14 protein-coding genes are annotated in these 15,434 nt (G+C 71.0%); 12 read left to right on the plus strand and 2 right to left on the minus strand.

Annotated elements, in window-relative coordinates; all coding sequences use genetic code 11:
• Positions 1 to 24: 24 nt before the first annotated feature.
• Complete coding sequence (locus HMPREF1529_RS09565) at positions 25 to 2,697, minus strand: phosphoenolpyruvate carboxylase (protein ID WP_016464667.1); 2,673 nt, start codon at positions 2,695 to 2,697, stop codon at positions 25 to 27.
• A gap of 180 nt (positions 2,698 to 2,877) precedes the next feature.
• Here HMPREF1529_RS09565 and HMPREF1529_RS09570 point away from each other — a divergent pair, with 180 nt between their 5' ends.
• The 3 genes from HMPREF1529_RS09570 to HMPREF1529_RS09580 are packed head-to-tail and all read left to right on the plus strand — an operon-like array spanning position 2,878 to position 6,039.
• Positions 2,878 to 4,032, plus strand: coding sequence for a Na+/H+ antiporter NhaA (locus tag HMPREF1529_RS09570; RefSeq protein WP_016464668.1), 1,155 nt, complete (start codon positions 2,878 to 2,880; stop codon positions 4,030 to 4,032).
• Positions 3,996 to 4,736: a MazG family protein gene (locus tag HMPREF1529_RS09575; RefSeq protein ID WP_016464669.1), complete on the plus strand. Its 741-nt coding sequence runs from the start codon at positions 3,996 to 3,998 to the stop codon at positions 4,734 to 4,736. The genes HMPREF1529_RS09570 and HMPREF1529_RS09575 overlap by 37 nt, the downstream gene beginning before the upstream one ends.
• Positions 4,737 to 4,767: 31 nt before the next feature.
• Complete coding sequence (locus tag HMPREF1529_RS09580) at positions 4,768 to 6,039, plus strand: histidine--tRNA ligase (protein ID WP_016464670.1); 1,272 nt, start codon at positions 4,768 to 4,770, stop codon at positions 6,037 to 6,039.
• On the opposite strand, the gene HMPREF1529_RS09585 is transcribed toward HMPREF1529_RS09580, so the two are convergent.
• Positions 6,000 to 6,899: a helix-turn-helix transcriptional regulator gene (locus HMPREF1529_RS09585; protein ID WP_005052523.1), complete on the minus strand. Its 900-nt coding sequence runs from the start codon at positions 6,897 to 6,899 to the stop codon at positions 6,000 to 6,002. The two genes, HMPREF1529_RS09580 and HMPREF1529_RS09585, sit on opposite strands and share 40 nt — an antisense overlap.
• A 113-nt stretch (positions 6,900 to 7,012) precedes the next feature.
• Between HMPREF1529_RS09585 and HMPREF1529_RS09590 the strand changes: the two genes are divergently transcribed.
• The 9 genes from HMPREF1529_RS09590 to HMPREF1529_RS09630 all read left to right on the plus strand — a co-directional run bounded on the left by HMPREF1529_RS09590 (position 7,013) and on the right by HMPREF1529_RS09630 (position 15,417).
• On the plus strand, positions 7,013 to 8,455 hold the full coding sequence (locus tag HMPREF1529_RS09590; RefSeq protein ID WP_016464671.1) for an MFS transporter: 1,443 nt from the start codon (positions 7,013 to 7,015) through the stop codon (positions 8,453 to 8,455).
• Between the two features lie 130 nt (positions 8,456 to 8,585).
• Positions 8,586 to 9,368, plus strand: a complete 783-nt coding sequence (locus tag HMPREF1529_RS09595; RefSeq protein ID WP_005052529.1) for an SGNH/GDSL hydrolase family protein — start codon at positions 8,586 to 8,588, stop codon at positions 9,366 to 9,368.
• Between the two features lie 71 nt (positions 9,369 to 9,439).
• Entirely contained in the window at positions 9,440 to 9,805 is a 366-nt protein-coding gene (locus tag HMPREF1529_RS09600) for a GntR family transcriptional regulator (protein ID WP_005052531.1), read from the plus strand.
• A complete protein-coding gene (locus tag HMPREF1529_RS09605; protein WP_016464672.1) occupies positions 9,802 to 10,806 on the plus strand; it encodes a DUF1648 domain-containing protein in 1,005 nt (334 codons plus the stop codon). The genes HMPREF1529_RS09600 and HMPREF1529_RS09605 overlap by 4 nt, the downstream gene beginning before the upstream one ends.
• A gap of 31 nt (positions 10,807 to 10,837) precedes the next feature.
• Complete coding sequence (locus tag HMPREF1529_RS09610; protein WP_016464673.1) at positions 10,838 to 11,506, plus strand: O-methyltransferase; 669 nt, start codon at positions 10,838 to 10,840, stop codon at positions 11,504 to 11,506.
• Between the two features lie 109 nt (positions 11,507 to 11,615).
• Complete coding sequence (gene eno, locus HMPREF1529_RS09615) at positions 11,616 to 12,896, plus strand: phosphopyruvate hydratase (RefSeq protein ID WP_005052537.1); 1,281 nt, start codon at positions 11,616 to 11,618, stop codon at positions 12,894 to 12,896.
• A 72-nt stretch (positions 12,897 to 12,968) separates the two neighbouring features.
• Positions 12,969 to 13,496: an FtsB family cell division protein gene (locus tag HMPREF1529_RS09620; RefSeq protein WP_005052540.1), complete on the plus strand. Its 528-nt coding sequence runs from the start codon at positions 12,969 to 12,971 to the stop codon at positions 13,494 to 13,496.
• Positions 13,497 to 13,582: 86 nt separating this feature from the next.
• Positions 13,583 to 14,053: a DUF501 domain-containing protein gene (locus tag HMPREF1529_RS09625; protein ID WP_016464674.1), complete on the plus strand. Its 471-nt coding sequence runs from the start codon at positions 13,583 to 13,585 to the stop codon at positions 14,051 to 14,053.
• Positions 14,005 to 15,417 carry a S8 family serine peptidase gene (locus HMPREF1529_RS09630; RefSeq protein WP_051120832.1) on the plus strand — a complete coding sequence of 471 codons (1,413 nt, stop codon included), beginning with the start codon at positions 14,005 to 14,007 and terminating at the stop codon, positions 15,415 to 15,417. The genes HMPREF1529_RS09625 and HMPREF1529_RS09630 overlap by 49 nt, the downstream gene beginning before the upstream one ends.
• Positions 15,418 to 15,434: the final 17 nt, after the last annotated feature.

The raw sequence follows: 15,434 nt of genomic DNA on the forward strand, positions 1-15,434 counted from the left end.
GCGGCGGTCGTCATCGGGGTGCGATCACCCCGTGTTCTGCAGTCCGGCCGAAACGCCGGAGACGCTCAGCAGCAGCAGGCGTTGCCACTGCGGGAGGTCGGCCTCGTCGTGCTCGCCCGTGCGGAGCGTCCGCAGGGCACGCAGCTGGAGCAGCGAGAGCGCATCGACGTACGGGCTGCGCATCTTGACGGCGCGCTGCAGGACGGGCTTGTTCGACAGGAGCTCGTCACCCCCGACGATGCGGACGACCCAGTCGCCGGTGAGCTGCAGCTCCTCCACGACGAGGTCGGCCAGATCCGCGCGGTCACCGAGGTCGAGGTAGCGGCGCGCGATGCGACCGTCGGCCTTCGCGAGGCTCATGCCGACGTTGTCGATGACGGTGCGAAACAGCGGCCACTCGGCGTACGCCCGACGCAGCAGGTCGACATCTCCGACGGCCTCCAGCGCGGAGCCCAGACCGAACCAACCGGCCAGGTTGATGCGGGCCTGCGACCATGCGAAGACCCAGGGAATGGCGCGAAGGTCTTCGAGGGACTCGACCGACAGGCCGCGTCGAGCGGGACGTGAGCCCAGCGCCAGCAGACCGATCTCCTCCATCGGCGTCACGGTCGCGAACCACGACGCGAATCCGTCGGCCTTGACCAGCGAGAAGAACCGCGTACGCGAAGCGGCATCCATCGTCGCCGCGACCTCGGCGTAGCGCTCGGCCGCGGCGCTATTGCGCTTTTCGATCGACGGAGCCGAAGCGAGCAGGACGGCGGCGGCGACCTGGTCGATGTGACGCATCGCGATGTTGGGGTCGCCGTAGCGCGCGAAGATCACCTCGCCCTGCTCGGTGAGCTTGAACCGTCCGTCGACCGAGTGCGGAGGCTGCGCCAGGATGGCCGAATTGGCCGGTCCGCCGCCGCGACCGAGCGCGCCGCCGCGTCCGTGGAAGAGGGTGAGGTGGATGCCGGACTCCTTGGCCCACGCGGCGATCTTCGCCTGTGCCTCGTAGAGCGCGAGGTTGGCGGCGACGGGGCCGACGTCCTTCGAGGAATCCGAGTATCCGAGCATGACCTCGAGGCGCCGGTCGGTGGCTTCCAGTCGTGCGGCGAACTGCGGGTGATCGACGATCTCGGCCATGATGCCGGGCGCGGCCTGCAGATCGGCGAAGGTCTCGAACAGCGGAATCACGTCCAGGACCGGAACGGTGCCCCCGGGCCCGACCGCCAGGCGCGCGAGCTCGTGCACGGCGGCGAGGTCGGCGGCGGACTGCGTGAACGAGACGATGTAGCGGCCGGCGGCGCGCGGTCCGTAGCGGTTCTGGATCTGCGCGATCGTGCGGAAGACCTCGAGGACCTCCTCCGCCTGCGTGCTCAGCGGCTCACCGCTGGCAGCTTCGGCGAGCACCTTGGCGTGGACGGCGGAGTGCTGACGCACCTCGAGCTCGGCGAGGTGGAAGCCGAACGTCTCCACCTGCCACAGCAGCTGCTGGAGGTGTCCGTACGCCTGGCGTGGGGCACCCGCATCGACGAGGGACTGCTGCACGGTGCGCAGATCGGCCAGCAGCGCGTCGGGGTCGCGATACGCGAGATCGGCGTCGCGCTTGCGTGTGGCGGTGATCCGACGGGCGATCAGCAGCATCGTGCGCTTGTGCGGCTCGACCTTGGCGCGCTTGGCGGCATCCGCCGCACCGTCCTCGTCGGCGTCCGCCAGACGCTGCAGCAGGCCGAGCAGCTCCGCGGTGGGCGGGGTCGTGTCCTCGGACAGCGTGAGCGTCTTGGCGATCCGCACGGCGGAGCGCTCCAGGCCCAGCAGGATGTGCTCCGCACCGATCGACGCGGCCTTCTTCGTGACGGCGGCGGTCACGAACGGGTTGCCGTCGCGGTCGCCGCCCACCCACGTGCCGAGGCGGACGAAGGGACGGATGACGGGTGCCCGGCCGCCGGCAGCGGGTCCCTGCAGCGCATCGTCGACGCGCCGGTAGACGTGAGGGACGGCCGTGTAGAGAGTCTCGTCGAAGACTGCCATGATGGCACGCACCTCGTCGACCGGCGTCGGCTTCTCCGCCCGCAGCGGCGCCGTGCGCCAGAGCGTGTCGATCTCCTCCAGCATGCGCCGCTCCGCACGCCGCTCGTCCGCGCCGCCGTCGAGCGAGGCATCGCGCTCGGTGAGCAGAGTCACCAGACGTCGGATGCTGGTGGACACCGCGCGACGGCGCGCCTCGGTGGGATGAGCCGTGAACACGGGGTGAAAGCGCATCGCCTGCAGACGGGCGAGGGCGGTGTCGTCGCCGACCTCCGCCGCCAGGCGCACGAAGGCCGCGGCCACCGAGTCGGCCGCGTCCTCTCGCTCAGGGCGCCCGTCGCGCTCGCGCAGGACACGCACACGCTGGTGTTCTTCGGCGAGGTTGACGAGATGGAAGTAGACCGTGAACGCACGGGCGACCTCGTCGGCGCGCTCCACGGAGAAGGACTCGGCGATCTGCGCCGCCCGCTCGAAGGCCTCCGCTGACTCATCGCTGTATGCGGCGATGGTGGCCAGGCGCAGTCGCTCGACGTCCTCGTAGAGCCCGGGGGAGCCGCTTTCGCGCAGGACACGACCGAGCAGAGCCCCGAGCATCCGCACGTCGGCGCGCAGGCGCTCCGGCAGTTCGTTCTCGGCCTCATCGCGGCCGACGAGGTCGATCGCTTCGGTTCGGGTGAGTTCGCGCATGAGACCACGGTAATGGCACGGTGTTTCACATTTGTCACGGGGTAGGCTGACAGGGCGGGGTGACGACGTTTTATGACACCCCGACTGCGACGCGACGGCTCCGTATGCTCTGCGCGTCGTCGGACGGTGTGCCGGGAAGCCTGGTCGGCAAGTCCCGTTCGTCGACCCTCCGGAGTGACCGTGTCCTTGTTGCGATCTGCCCGCTTTCCCGCCGTTCTGCTTCTCGTCGCCGCCTCGATCGGCCTGGTGCTGGCCAATAGTGCGGCCGCGCCGATCGCCTTCGCCGTCGCCGACGACGTGCACATCGGCATTCCGGGTGTCATCGATCTGTCCGTGCGCCACTGGATCTCCGACGGCCTGCTCGCCGTCTTCTTCTTCGTCGCCGCGGTCGAACTGCAGTTCGAGCTGACGAGCGGTCAGCTGGCGTCCCCGCGACGCGCGGTCCTGCCTGCGATCGCGGCAGCCGGTGGCGTGCTCGTACCCGTGGCGCTGTATCTGCTCATCGCGGGCGGACAGGCGACCGGTGCCGGATGGCCGATTCCCACAGCCACCGACATCGCCTTCGCGCTGGGGGTGCTCGCCGTCTTCGGCCGCGGTCTGCCCTCCGGTGTCCGCATCTTCCTCCTCGCGCTGGCCATCCTCGATGACATCGTGGGCATCGTCTTCATCGCGGTGCTGTTCACGGCGGATGTCGACTTCGCCATGATGCTGCTCGCGCTGGTGTTCGTCGTCGTGTTCGCCACCTGCAGTCGGCTCCTCGACACCCGTGCCCGGCCGGTCGCCATCGTCGGGCTCATCGTGAGCGCGATCGGCACCTGGTACGCGGTGCACGAGTCGGGCGTGCATGCGACCATCGCCGGGGTCGTCCTCGGGCTGACGATGGCCCAGCAGCCCGCCTTGCGGGCTCGTCACGCCATCGAACCGTGGGTCAACGCGATCGTGCTGCCGCTGTTCGCGCTGTGCGCAGCCCTCGTCGCGATTCCCGCTGTGTCTGCCGGAGAGCTCTCGCCGGCCTTCTGGGGCGTTCTGGTCGCCCTGCCCGTCGGCAAGATCATCGGCATCGCCGTGGCGGGTGCCCTGGCGCAGCACCTCCTGCGGGTTCCGAAGACCGACCGGCTCGCCGGCGGCGACCTCGTCGCGGCGGGCGCCCTCGGCGGTATCGGCTTCACCGTGTCGCTGCTGCTCAGCGAGCTGGCGTTCTCCGGGGCTCCCGACATCCGCGATCAGGCCACTCTCGGCGTGCTCGCCGGATCGGCGATCTCGCTCGTGATCGCCGGGATCCTCGTATCGTGGCGGGCATGGCATCATCGACGCCGGAACACGGCGACCGTCTGAGTCCGATCGATCCTGCGCCGATCGCCCCCCGCACCGACGCCCTCCGACGCGCCGCCGACGTCATGGCGGCGGTACGGGAGCGATGTGTCTGGTCGGCGCGCATCACGCATGAGGATCTCGTGCCGTACCTCGTGGAAGAGTCGGCCGAACTGATCGACGCGGTCGAGGCGGGAACGCGCGCGGACCTTCGCGAAGAGCTCGGCGATCTGCTCTGGCAAGTGCTGTTCCACGCCGCGGTGGCCGCGGACGCGACGGAGGATCCGTTCGACATCGACGACGTCGCCGACGCGCTTGCCGACAAGATGATCCGGCGGCATCCGCACGTGTTCGGGGATGCCGTCGCCACCACTCCCGAAGAGGTGCTCGTCCACTGGAATGCCGCGAAGTCCGCCGAAAAGCGCGACCGGCGATCCGTGCTCGACGGGGTCTCGGCCCACATGCCCTCCCTCGCGCTGGCGCAGAAGCTGCTGGGCCGCGCCGCCGCGCTCCCGTTGTCGTCGTCTCGCACGCCCGGTGGGCAGGACCGGGGGCCCGTGGGCGCCCAGAGCGAGGAGGAGCTGGGGGAGGCGCTGCTCGGGCTCGTGTCGCTCGCGCAGGAGCGTGGGTGGGATGCCGAGCGGGCGCTTCGGGTCAGGATCCGAGGCCTGGAGGACGAGGTGAGGGCCGTCGAGGCCTCGTCGGCATCCGACGACCTGGAAGAATGATCGCGTGGCATCCGTGAACCCGCCGCGCGGAATGCGCGACTTCCTCCCCGCCGACAAGACCCGTCGCGAGCGCGTGCTCGCCGTCATCCGTGAGCGCTACCGCGCGCACGGGTTCGATGAGATCGAGACCCCGGTGATGGAGGACTACGACCGGCTCCACGCGGGCATCGGCGGCGACAATGAGAAGCTCGCTTTCAACGTCCTCAAGCGTGGACTGGATGCGGACGCGATTCGCGCCGCAGCCGATGACGCGGCCGCGCTCAGCGACCTGGGCCTGCGTTACGACCTCACCGTGCCCCTGGCGCGCTTCTACGCGACGCACCGCGCCGAGCTGCCGACGGTCTTCCGCTCCATTCAGATGGCGCCGGTGTGGCGAGCTGAGCGGCCGCAGAAGGGGCGCTACCGCCAGTTCGTGCAGTGCGACATCGACATCATCGGTGACGCCACCGGCCGCGCCGAGGCGGAGCTTCTGGTTGCGAGCCTCGACGCGCTCGATGCGCTCGGTCTGGTCGGCGGCAGCATCCGCATCAACGACCGCCGCGTGCTCGACTGGATGCTCGGCAGCTTCGGTTTCGCCGAGGAGGAGCGTGCCGGCGTGCTCATCACCATCGACAAGCTGGACAAGATCGGTGCCGAGGGCGTCGCCGCCGAGCTGCGTGAGCGGGGCGCCACGCCGAACGCCGTCGACGCCTTCGACGCGTTCCTGCGTCGACCGCAGACGCGTGAGTACCGTCCGTACGGGGAGGGGCAGATCCTGAAGGCGCTGCCCGAGGGGGCGCCCGCAGACATCGTGGCCGACCTCGTGGCGATCGGCGCGGCGGTGTCGGCGGCCCGCGGGGTCTCTGCGGACGACGCGCAGGGCGCGCCGCTCGTTTTCGATCCGTTCCTCGTGCGTGGGATGGGGTACTACACCGGCACCATCTTCGAGCTCGCCCACCCGAGCGTCACGTACTCGCTCGGCGGGGGCGGTCGCTACGACGGGATGATCGGACGCTTCCTGGGCCAGCAGGTGCCGGCGGTCGGGTTCTCCCTCGGCTTCGAGCGCATCGTCGACCTCCTGGAGGATGCCGACGACGCGGGCATGTCGGCCATCGTCCTCGTGCACGAGCGCGACGTGCCGGTGGGGGAGCTCCTCGCGCTCAAGGCCGCACTCGTCGCCGAGGGGGCGCGGGTGCGTGTGGAGCAGCGCACGAAGAACCTGAAGGCGCTGCTGGAGCGCGCGGCCGCCGACGGGTACACGTCCTTCGCCACGGTGGCGGCGGGTCAGGCGCCGGACGCGCTGGAGATCAAGCCGCTCGGCTGAGACGGCGCGGGGGTCGATCCGGACAGTACCGGCTCTTCGGCGGCGTAGCGGGCGAGCACGTCGAGGCGGCGCGCCGTCGCCGCATCCTGCGGGCGGAACCAGACCACCCGCTGTCCGCCGGCCTCGCCCGTCCAGAGACTCGTCATGGCCAGCTGGAGTGTTCCCCAGCGCGGATGCTCGAGGCGCTTCACCGCGTTGTGCTCGGTGGCCACGTCGCCGCGGCGCCACAGCTCGGCGAAAGGTGGGGACTGCTCCTCGAGCTGGGCGATGAAGCGCTGCCAGCCCGGCTCATCGTGGTGGCGCCCGTAGGCGGCGCGCAGGCGCGCCACGATCCGCTGCTGGGCGTTGTCGAGGTCGGTGTGCGCGTGTTGCCAGGCCGGATCGGTGAAGATGCGGACCGCGCAGTTGCGGCCTTCGGGAGCGATCGTGTCCAGGTCGGCGAAGAGAAACCGGTACGACCGGTTGTACGCACGGATGTCGAAGCGAGCTGTCTGCACGGCGGCGGGATACGGCATGAGCTTGGACAGCAGATCGAGGTGCGCCGCGCTCACGCAGGCGTGCTCGTCCCGTTCGGGAGGAGTCGCGCCGGCCAAGGCGAACAGATGGTCCCGCTCGTCCTCCGTCATGCGCAGCGCCCGGGCGATCGCGCCGAGCACCTGGTCCGATGCGGCGATCGGTCGGCCCTGCTCGAGCCAGGTGTACCAGGTGAGCCCCACCCCGGCGAGGGTGGCGACCTCCTCGCGGCGAAGACCGGCGACGCGCCGCCGGGTGCCCGCGGGAAGGCCGACGTCGGCCGGGCTCAGCCGTTCTCGGCGGGTGCGCAGGAACGCGGCGAACTCGTCCCGGCGATCCGTGCGCATGTCCGCCAGCGTACTGCGCGTCGCAGCCGGGGAGCGCGCGGAGCAGGGTGGCGTCGATACCAGGATGAACGCACTCCTGGTACCAGGATGACACCGCCCGCAGGATGAGCGCTATGACGACGACGGCCTCCCTTCCCACCGTGCCGGCAGGGCACGTGCACACCCTTCCGACGGCGGTGCCCACGTGGCGCTACGTCGGGTTTCTCATCGGTCCGGGTGCGGGTTCCTTCGCCTTCAACGCGGTCACCGTGACGATGCCCCAGCTCCACCAGGCGTTCGCCGCGTCAGAGGTTGAGCTCGAGCTCGTCGTTGCGGGGTATGGCATTCCCTTCGCGGTGCTCCTCATCCTCGGCGGGCGCCTCGGCGACCGCTTCGGACGCCACCTGCTCTTCGCCCTCGGAATGGGGCTGTTCCTGCTGTCAGCCGTGGCCTGCGCGGCCAGCCCGACGATCGAGGTCCTCATCGCCGCACGCGTCCTGCAGGGTGTCGGAGCTTCCCTGTGCACCCCGCAGGTCCTCGCGACGATCCAAGCCACCTCCACCGGGGGAGCGCGCGTGCGGGCCATCGCGGCCTTCGGCGCCAGCGGAGGCATCGGCGCCGCCGCCGGCCAGGTGCTCGGCGGTGCATTGGCGGGCACGACGGTGGCGGGTATCGCCGGCTGGCGGGTGATCTACGTCCTCGTCGCGCTTGCCGCCCTCGCGGCGATCGCCTTCGCCCCGCTCGCGCCGCGATCGCGCGCTCACGAAGCGGTGACGATCGATGTCGCCGGAACGGTGGAGCTCGGTGCCGGCGTTCTGCTGATCGCCTCCGCGCTCACCTTCGGGCCGTCGGCGGGATGGGCGTGGCCGACGTTCGTCGCCCTCGCTGCCGGGGCGGCGGCGCTCGTCGCGCTCTGGGTCCACCAGGATCGCATCGAACGCTCCGGTCGCGTTCCCCTGCTGCCGCCGAGCATCCTGCGACTGCGCGCCCTGCAGCTCGGACTGGTCGCGGCCGCTCTCTTCTTCACCGGCTACGGTGCGGTGCTCTACGTCATCCCGCGCGCGGTCGAGGCCGGCCTCGGGTACGACTCCCTGACGGCGGGGCTGCTCCTGCTGCCGTTCGCGGTCGTGTTCGCGGTCGTATCTCTCTCGCTCGTGCCGATCCAACGCCGGCTCGGCGTGCGCACTCTCGTCTGGGGCGTGGCGCTGCAACTCGTCGCCCTCGTCGGGTTCCTCCTCGTTTCGTTCATCGCGTGGGGGCCGTCGCTGATCTGGTGGGCCCAGCCTGCGCTCGTGCTGCTCGGCGCGGGGCAGGCGCTCGTGTTCTCGCCGCTGACCCAGGCGGTGGTTCGGGAGGTCCCCGTCGAGGCGGCGGGTCTGTCGGGCGGCATGTTCAGCACCGTCCAGCAGCTCGCGCTCTCGCTCGGCGTCATCGCAATCGGGGCCGTCACGACGGCGACCGGGTGGAGCGGGCGCGAGGAGGTGGTGGCGGGCTTCGTGCTGGACGCCGTCCTCGCCTGCGGCGTTCTCGCGGTCGCGCTCGTCCTCACGGCAGCGGCCGGGCGCGGGCATCGCTGAGCCCGGCGTCCGTGGCAGGGCACGGCCCGTCACCTTCCGTCCACCCGACGGGAGCGTGTCGTTCACCCGGGGGGAGTGTGATCTGTCCGTGGCATCGCGTTCGCACCGTCGGCGTGCTCTCCGCCCGCGCGTGGCGACGAGCGCGGCGCTCGCCGGCGCGGTCGTGGCCGGTGCGTTCGCCGCGCGGAGCGTGCTGACGCGTCAGGCCGCCCTTGCGCGGCTGCGCATCGGCAAGCCGCTCGGCGAGAGCGCGTTGGAGGCCGACCGCGTGTGGCGGCCGAAGCTCGCCGGCGCGCCGCTCGAACTGCTCGTTCTGGGTGACTCGATCGCGGCCGGCCTCGGCGCACAGCGATCCAAAGACGTCCTGGGGGCGCGACTGTCCAAGGGCCTCGCCGACTTCCTGCATCGACCCGTGCGCCTTCGCACCGTCGCGGTGGTGGGTGCCGAGTCGAAGGATCTCGCGGACCAGCTCGATCGCCTTCCCCCGGACTATCGGGCGGATGCCGCGGTCATCATCGTCGGAGGCAACGACGTCACGCACCGTACCCCGGTCTCGCAGGCGGCGGGTGACCTCGAGGCGGCCGTGCGGCGCCTGGGCGACACGGGTGCGTCGGTCGTCGTCGGCACCTGTCCAGACCTGGGCGCGTTGCGACCCGTGCCCCAGCCCCTGCGGGCGCTGGGGGCTCAGGCCTCGCGACAGCTCGCCCACGCGCAGGCCGCTGCGGCCCGCCGCGCCGGAGCCCGCGTCGTCTCACTTCGCCGGGCTGTCGGTGCGATGTTCATCGAGAACCCCGACGACATGTTCAGCGTCGATCGCTTCCACCCCAGCGCACTCGGCTACCGGCGCACGGCGGATGCGCTGCTCCCGGAGATCGTCGCGGCGCTCGCCCAGGGCGTGCGCACTCGGGGGTAGTCGGGGGCCGTCGAGACTCTTCCCTACGCAAACTGTTCTATTTGTCATAGAATTGTTGTCGGGAGGCCGACATGCTGATCCGCACCGACGCGACGAGCGACGTGCCGCTGTTCGCACAGATCGCGGCATCCGTCCGGGCGGATGCCGTCGCACGTCGCCTCCGCCCCGGTGATCGCCTGCCCTCGGCCCGCGAGGTGGCGTCGGCCCTCGGCATCAACCTGCACACGGTGCTCCACGCCTATCAGCAGCTGCGGGACGAGGGGCTCGTCTCGATGCACCGTGGTCGCGGCGCCGTCGTGACGGCGGCGGCGGACCGTCTGGCTGAGCTGCAGCCCGACATCGCCGACATCGTCGCCCGCGCCCGCGAGCGCGGGCTGTCCCGGCAGGCACTCGCCGCCCTGATCCACCACACGTCCGAGCCCGAGGAGTCACCATGACCACGCCACGACCGCGCGCCGTCTCCCGCTTCGTCCTCGTCGCGGTGGCGACACCCGTCGTCGCTGCTGCCGTCGGCGTGCTGCTGCAGCTCGCTGCGGCCGCCGCGCTCCCGGATCCGATCGCCATCCACTGGGGCGCGACGGGGATGCCCGACGGGTTCGGCCCGGCGTGGGTGACGCTGCTGCTGACCGTTGTGGTCGGTCTGGGGATGCCGCTGATCATCGGAGGGTTGGGGCTCGCCGGCCTGCGCCGTGGCGACCGCGGCCCGGCCTACCGTCTGATGGGAGCGCTGGCCCCCGCGATGTCGGTCTTCCTGAGCGCGCTCACGACGGCATCCGTGCTGATCCAGAGCGGTCTGACCGATGCCGCCGACGGTCCGTCCATCTTCCCGTGGCTGCTCGTGGCCGGAGTCCTCGCCGTCATCGTGGGCATCGCGGCGTGGCTCGTCCAGCCCGACGAACGGTCGGAGCCGGACAGGGCGACCGCGGCGATCGATCCGCCGCTGGCGGCGGGGGAGAGGGCGGTGTGGCTGCGCCGCGTGCGCCTCAGCCGGGGCGGCGTCATCGTGCTCGCCGCCGCACTCCTGCTCCTGGTGGTCGTGGCGGCCATCACCATGACCGCCAGCGGCAGCGGTACGGCCTCGACACTCCTCGTCGTCCTCATCGTGCTGCTGGCCGCGACGATCGCGGCCTCCAGCATGTTCCACGTGCGCGTCGACGCGACGGGGCTCTCCGTCACCTCCGTCATGGGCTTCCCGCGCGTGCGCATCCCGGTCGCGCAGATCGCGGATGTCGAGGTCGTCGAGGTGTCGCCGATGGGGGAGTTCGGCGGGTGGGGACTGCGGTGGGCGCCCGGCGGCGGATTCGGGGTCGTGATGCAGAAGGGCCCCGCCATCCGCGTGCGGCGGACGAACGGCAGCGTGTTCACGGTGACTGTCGACGACGCCGAGACGGGGGCGGCGCTGCTCACGGCCGAGACCGAGCGCGCACGAGGTCGTTGACCCGGCGAGCCCAACCCGGTTGGCTGTCGTCATGACCGCGCTCTCCCTGTCCGCCGCCCATGAGGTCGACCGGTATCTCGTGGACACGCTCGTCGGCCGCGACGACGCACTCGAGGCGGCCGTCGCCGCCCAGCGCGCCGCGGACATGCCCGCGATCGAGGTGGCGCCCACGGGCGGCAAGCTGCTGTGGCTGCTCGCACGCCTCAGCGGTGCGCGGCGCGTGCTCGAGATCGGCACGCTCGGGGGATACTCGACGATCTGGCTGGCTCGCGGCATCCCGGACGACGGTCGGGTCGTGACGATCGAGGCCGAGCCCCGCCACGCCGAGGTCGCTCGCGCGAGCATCGACCGCGCCGGGGTGGGCGAGCGCGTCGACATCCGCGTCGGGCGCGGCGCGGATGTGCTGCCGTCGCTGGCCGGCGGCGAGCCTTTCGACCTCGTCTTCATCGATGCCGACAAGGAGTCGAACACCGTCTACCTGGACTGGGCGGCGCGTCTGGGGCGGCCCGGCACTCTCGTCGTCGTCGACAACGTCGTCCGGGACGGCCGGGTCGCGGATGCCGAGGACCCGAGCCCGCAGGTGCGCGGCGTGCGCGCGGGGTTGGAGATGCTGCGCGACGATCCGCGGTTCACAGCGACGGCGCTGCAGACGCTGGACGCCAAAGGCTGGGACGGGATCGCGCTCGCCCTGGTCGTTTGATCCGGTGCCAGGCCTGTGGCGGTGGTATCCAGGTCACTAGACTCGTGGACGGAGCCGAGACACACCCGTGACGCTCCGAGATTCATCCTCCACAAGCAAGGAGTCCCCTGTGGCACTGATCGAGGCTGTAGGCGCACGCGAGATCCTGGATTCGCGTGGCAACCCGACCGTCGAAGTGGAGGTGCTGCTCGACGATGGCATCGTCCAGCGCGCGGCCGTCCCCTCCGGCGCGTCCACCGGCGCCTTCGAGGCGTACGAGCTGCGCGACGGCGACAAGAGCCGGTACGGCGGGAAGGGCGTCCTGAAGGCGGTCACCGCCGTCATCGATGAGCTCGGCCCGGCCATCGAGGGCGTCGAGGCGAGCGAGCAGCGCGTCATCGACGAGATCCTCATCGCCACCGACGGCACGGAGAACAAGTCGCGCTGCGGCGCCAACGCCATCCTGGGCGTGTCCCTGGCCGTCGCGAAGGCCGCCGCCGACAGCGCCGACCTCCCGCTGTTCCGCTACCTCGGCGGACCCAACGCGCACGTCCTGCCCGTGCCGCTGTTCAACGTCATCAACGGCGGCGAGCACGCGGACAACGGCATCGACTTCCAGGAGTACTTCCTCGCGCCCATCGGTGCGGAGACCTACGGCGAGTCCCTCCGCTGGGGCACCGAGGTCTACCACGTCCTCAAGGGCGAGCTGAAGGCCGCCGGCTACAACACCGGCCTCGGCGACGAGGGCGGCTTCGCGCCCGACCTGCCCAGCAACCGCGAGGGCCTCGACTTCCTCATCAAGGCGATCGAGAAGGCCGGCTTCACGCCCGGCAAGGACGTCGCCGTCGGTCTGGATGTCGCCGCGACCGAGTTCTACAAGGACGGCGTGTACACGGTCGAGGGCAAGGCCTGGTCGGCCGAGAAGCTGACCGACTACTTCGCCGACCTCGTCGCCAACTACCCGGTCGTCACGATCGAGGACGCCCTCGCCGAGGACGACTGGGAGGCCTGGAAGCACCTCACCGATGCCATCGGCTCGAAGGTCCAGCTCGTCGGTGACGACCTGTTCGTGACCAACCCGGTGCGCCTGCAGAAGGGCATCGACCTCGGTGTCGCGAACGCTCTGCTCGTGAAGGTCAACCAGATCGGCACGCTGTCCGAGACGCTCGACGCGATCTCGCTCGCCACCCAGAACGGCTACCGCTCGATGCTGTCGCACCGCTCCGGTGAGACCGAGGACACGACCATCGCCGACCTGGCCGTCGCGGTCAACGCGGGTCAGATCAAGACCGGCGCGCCCGCCCGCAGCGAGCGCGTCGCGAAGTACAACCAGCTGCTGCGCATCGAGGAGGAGCTCGGCGACGCCGCGGTCTTCGCCGGTCGCGGCGCGTTCCCGCGCTTCAAGGCCTGAGGCCGCTGGAGATTCGCTGAGCGATTCGGGGCGCCTTCCGTCGCACGTCCGCGTGCCACGTAGGCTGGTCCCATGACGAGAGAGGGAGCCGTGCGCACTGCGCCGGCTCCCTCTTCCGCGTCCCGCACGTCGGGCGGACGCCGGGGGTCGGGCCGTGTGGACGTGCGCGCCTGGGCCGGCGGCATCCGCTTCTCGGCCTTCACCGCGATCATGCTGGGCCTAGTCGTGCTGGCCGTCTTCACGCTGGTGCCCACGGTCGGCACGTATCTCGGCCAGCGTCAGCAGATCGCGGCGCTGGCGCACTCGGTTCAGGTGAGCGAAGCGGATGTGGCGACCCTGCAGCAGCAGAAGGACCGTTGGAACGACCCCGCGTACGTGACCTCCCAGGCGCGGGAGCGACTGTATTACGTGCGACCCGGCGAGGTCGTCTATCTCGTCGACAACGATCTGCCCGCCACCGCGATGCCCCCGACGCAGGCCGCCGTGAGCGCTCAGGTGCAGGAGACCCGCACCGACTGGATGGCGCAGCTGGTGCGCTCGGTCGCCGGGGCGGGTCTGGCCCAGACGGCGGCGGTGCCCCCGGCCGCGCCCGCCGGCTGATCCAGCGGTCGGTCAGCGCGCCCCGGTACCCTTGACGGGTGCCGCATCCTCCTCTCAGCCCCGCTTCCGCCGCCGACCTGGAGGCCATGCGGTCCCAGTTGGGGCGTCCGATGCGTGGCGTCGTCGGCATCGCCGCGCGGTGCGTCTGCGGCAACCCGACGGTTGTCGCCACAGAACCGCGGCTTCCCGACGGCACACCGTTTCCCACGTTCTACTACCTGACGCATCCCGGGGCGACGGCCGCGATGTCGGCATTGGAGGCGAACCAGGTGATGCCCGAGCTGGCCGCCCTGCTTGCCGACGATGAGGACGTCGCCGCCGCGTATCTGGCGGCGCACGAGGCGTACCTGTCCGATCGAGCGGTCTACGGCGACGTGCCGGAGATCGCCGGCATCTCCGCGGGCGGGATGCCGACGCGGGTGAAGTGTCTGCATGCCCTGGCGGGGCACGCGTTGGCCGCCGGGGCCGGCGTGAACCCCATCGGCGACCTCGCGCTCGCGCGCGCCGAATGGTCGCCCGAGCGCTGCACGTGCGCCCACCCGCGGAGCGCGGTGTGAGCGCTCGGCGGCGGCGTGTCGTCGCCGTCGTCGCGGCCGTGCTGATCGCGCTGGGCGGGCAGCTGGCGGCGGGCGCGGCGAGTACTCATCCTGTCGTCGCTGCGGGCGCGGGCGATCCCGCTCCGGCGGCTCTCACGGCGGCAGCGGCGCCACTGACGACGGCACCTCCGCCGGGCACGGGCGATCCCGCCCGCGCGGCGGAGTACTGGCTCGACGCGTACGGCGTTCGTCAGGCCTGGCAGACGACCCGTGGCAAGGGGGTGACGATCGCGGTCATCGATACGGGCATCGGCCGTTCTCCGGTCGAGTTCTCCGGCGCCGTCGTCGGGGGAGCGGACTTCTCCGGAGCCGGGTCGTCCGACGGGCGCACCCCGGTGGGAGCCGTCGACGCGAACCACGGCAGCTGGGTCGCCTCGCTTGCCGCCGCGCGCGGAACGGGCGCCGACACCGGCATGATCGGCGTCGCCCCGGAGGCGAATCTCCTCTCGCTGTCGATCGGGTTCGGCGCGGCATCCTCGGTACCCTTCGTACAGCAGGTCGCCGATGCGATGAAGTGGGCGGTCGATCACGGCGCCGACATCATCAACCTGTCGTTCACGACGAACACCCTCACCTGGGATCCGTCCTGGGACGACGCCTTCCAATACGCGTTCGACCACGACGTGGTGGTCGTGGTGGCAGCCGGAAACAAGGGCAGCGGCACCGAGGAGGTGGGTGCGCCCGCGACCATCCCCGGGGTGCTGACGGTCGGCGGCGTCAACCGTGCGGGCACCGCCAGCGAGCAGGCCTCGACGCAGGGCATCACGATCGGTATCTCCGCACCGAGTGAGCAGCTTCTCGGCGTCTCTGCCGATGGACAGCTCGTGGTCTGGGACGGCACGAGCGGGGCCGCGCCGATCGTGGCCGGCATCGCCGCGCTCGTGCGTTCGGCCCATCCAGAACTGGATGCCGACAACGTCATCAACCGCATCATCAAGACGGCGCGGCCGGCCGCAGCGGCCACGAAAGTTCCTGACGAGAAGTACGGCTACGGTCTCATCGATGCCAACGCCGCGGTAAGCGCGTCCGTCGGGAGCGTCGACAGCAACCCGATGGGAAGCCTCTCCGACTGGATCCGGCTGTATCGGCGCGCCGACGCCGGCCCCCAGCCCACACCGACGTCCTCTCCGGTCACGATCGACCAGCTGCCGGCGGCCGAGACCCTCGAGCGAAGGTCCCCGCTGCTGCCCAGCATCGATACCCTCCTCTACGGCACCGTGCCGCTCGTGGGGGTGACCCTGACGGCTATACTGGTCGCGCTCGGTGTCACTGCTGCTGCCCGGCGCATCAGATCGGAGCGCGCACCTCGTACTCCGAGCCGTTGATTCAAGGAGTGCTTCCA

The sequence above is a fragment of the Microbacterium sp. oral taxon 186 str. F0373 genome (genome assembly GCF_000411455.1).
GTDB lineage: Bacteria > Actinomycetota > Actinomycetes > Actinomycetales > Microbacteriaceae > Microbacterium.

What these genes read in the sequence shown, in the direction of transcription:
- HMPREF1529_RS09590 (WP_016464671.1), top strand. Translation starts at nt 7,013, where the DNA reads ATGACGACGACGGCCTCCCTTCCCACCGTGCCGGCAGGGCACGTGCAC.
- HMPREF1529_RS09610 (WP_016464673.1), top strand. Translation starts at nt 10,838, where the DNA reads ATGACCGCGCTCTCCCTGTCCGCCGCCCATGAGGTCGACCGGTATCTC.
- HMPREF1529_RS09585 (WP_005052523.1), bottom strand. Translation starts at nt 6,899, where the DNA reads ATGCGCACGGATCGCCGGGACGAGTTCGCCGCGTTCCTGCGCACCCGC.
- HMPREF1529_RS09565 (WP_016464667.1), bottom strand. Translation starts at nt 2,697, where the DNA reads ATGCGCGAACTCACCCGAACCGAAGCGATCGACCTCGTCGGCCGCGAT.
- HMPREF1529_RS09630 (WP_051120832.1), top strand. Translation starts at nt 14,005, where the DNA reads ATGGTCGCCCGAGCGCTGCACGTGCGCCCACCCGCGGAGCGCGGTGTG.
- HMPREF1529_RS09605 (WP_016464672.1), top strand. Translation starts at nt 9,802, where the DNA reads ATGACCACGCCACGACCGCGCGCCGTCTCCCGCTTCGTCCTCGTCGCG.
- HMPREF1529_RS09620 (WP_005052540.1), top strand. Translation starts at nt 12,969, where the DNA reads ATGACGAGAGAGGGAGCCGTGCGCACTGCGCCGGCTCCCTCTTCCGCG.
- HMPREF1529_RS09580 (WP_016464670.1), top strand. Translation starts at nt 4,768, where the DNA reads ATGCGCGACTTCCTCCCCGCCGACAAGACCCGTCGCGAGCGCGTGCTC.
- HMPREF1529_RS09600 (WP_005052531.1), top strand. Translation starts at nt 9,440, where the DNA reads ATGCTGATCCGCACCGACGCGACGAGCGACGTGCCGCTGTTCGCACAG.
- HMPREF1529_RS09575 (WP_016464669.1), top strand. Translation starts at nt 3,996, where the DNA reads ATGGCATCATCGACGCCGGAACACGGCGACCGTCTGAGTCCGATCGAT.
- HMPREF1529_RS09625 (WP_016464674.1), top strand. Translation starts at nt 13,583, where the DNA reads ATGCGGTCCCAGTTGGGGCGTCCGATGCGTGGCGTCGTCGGCATCGCC.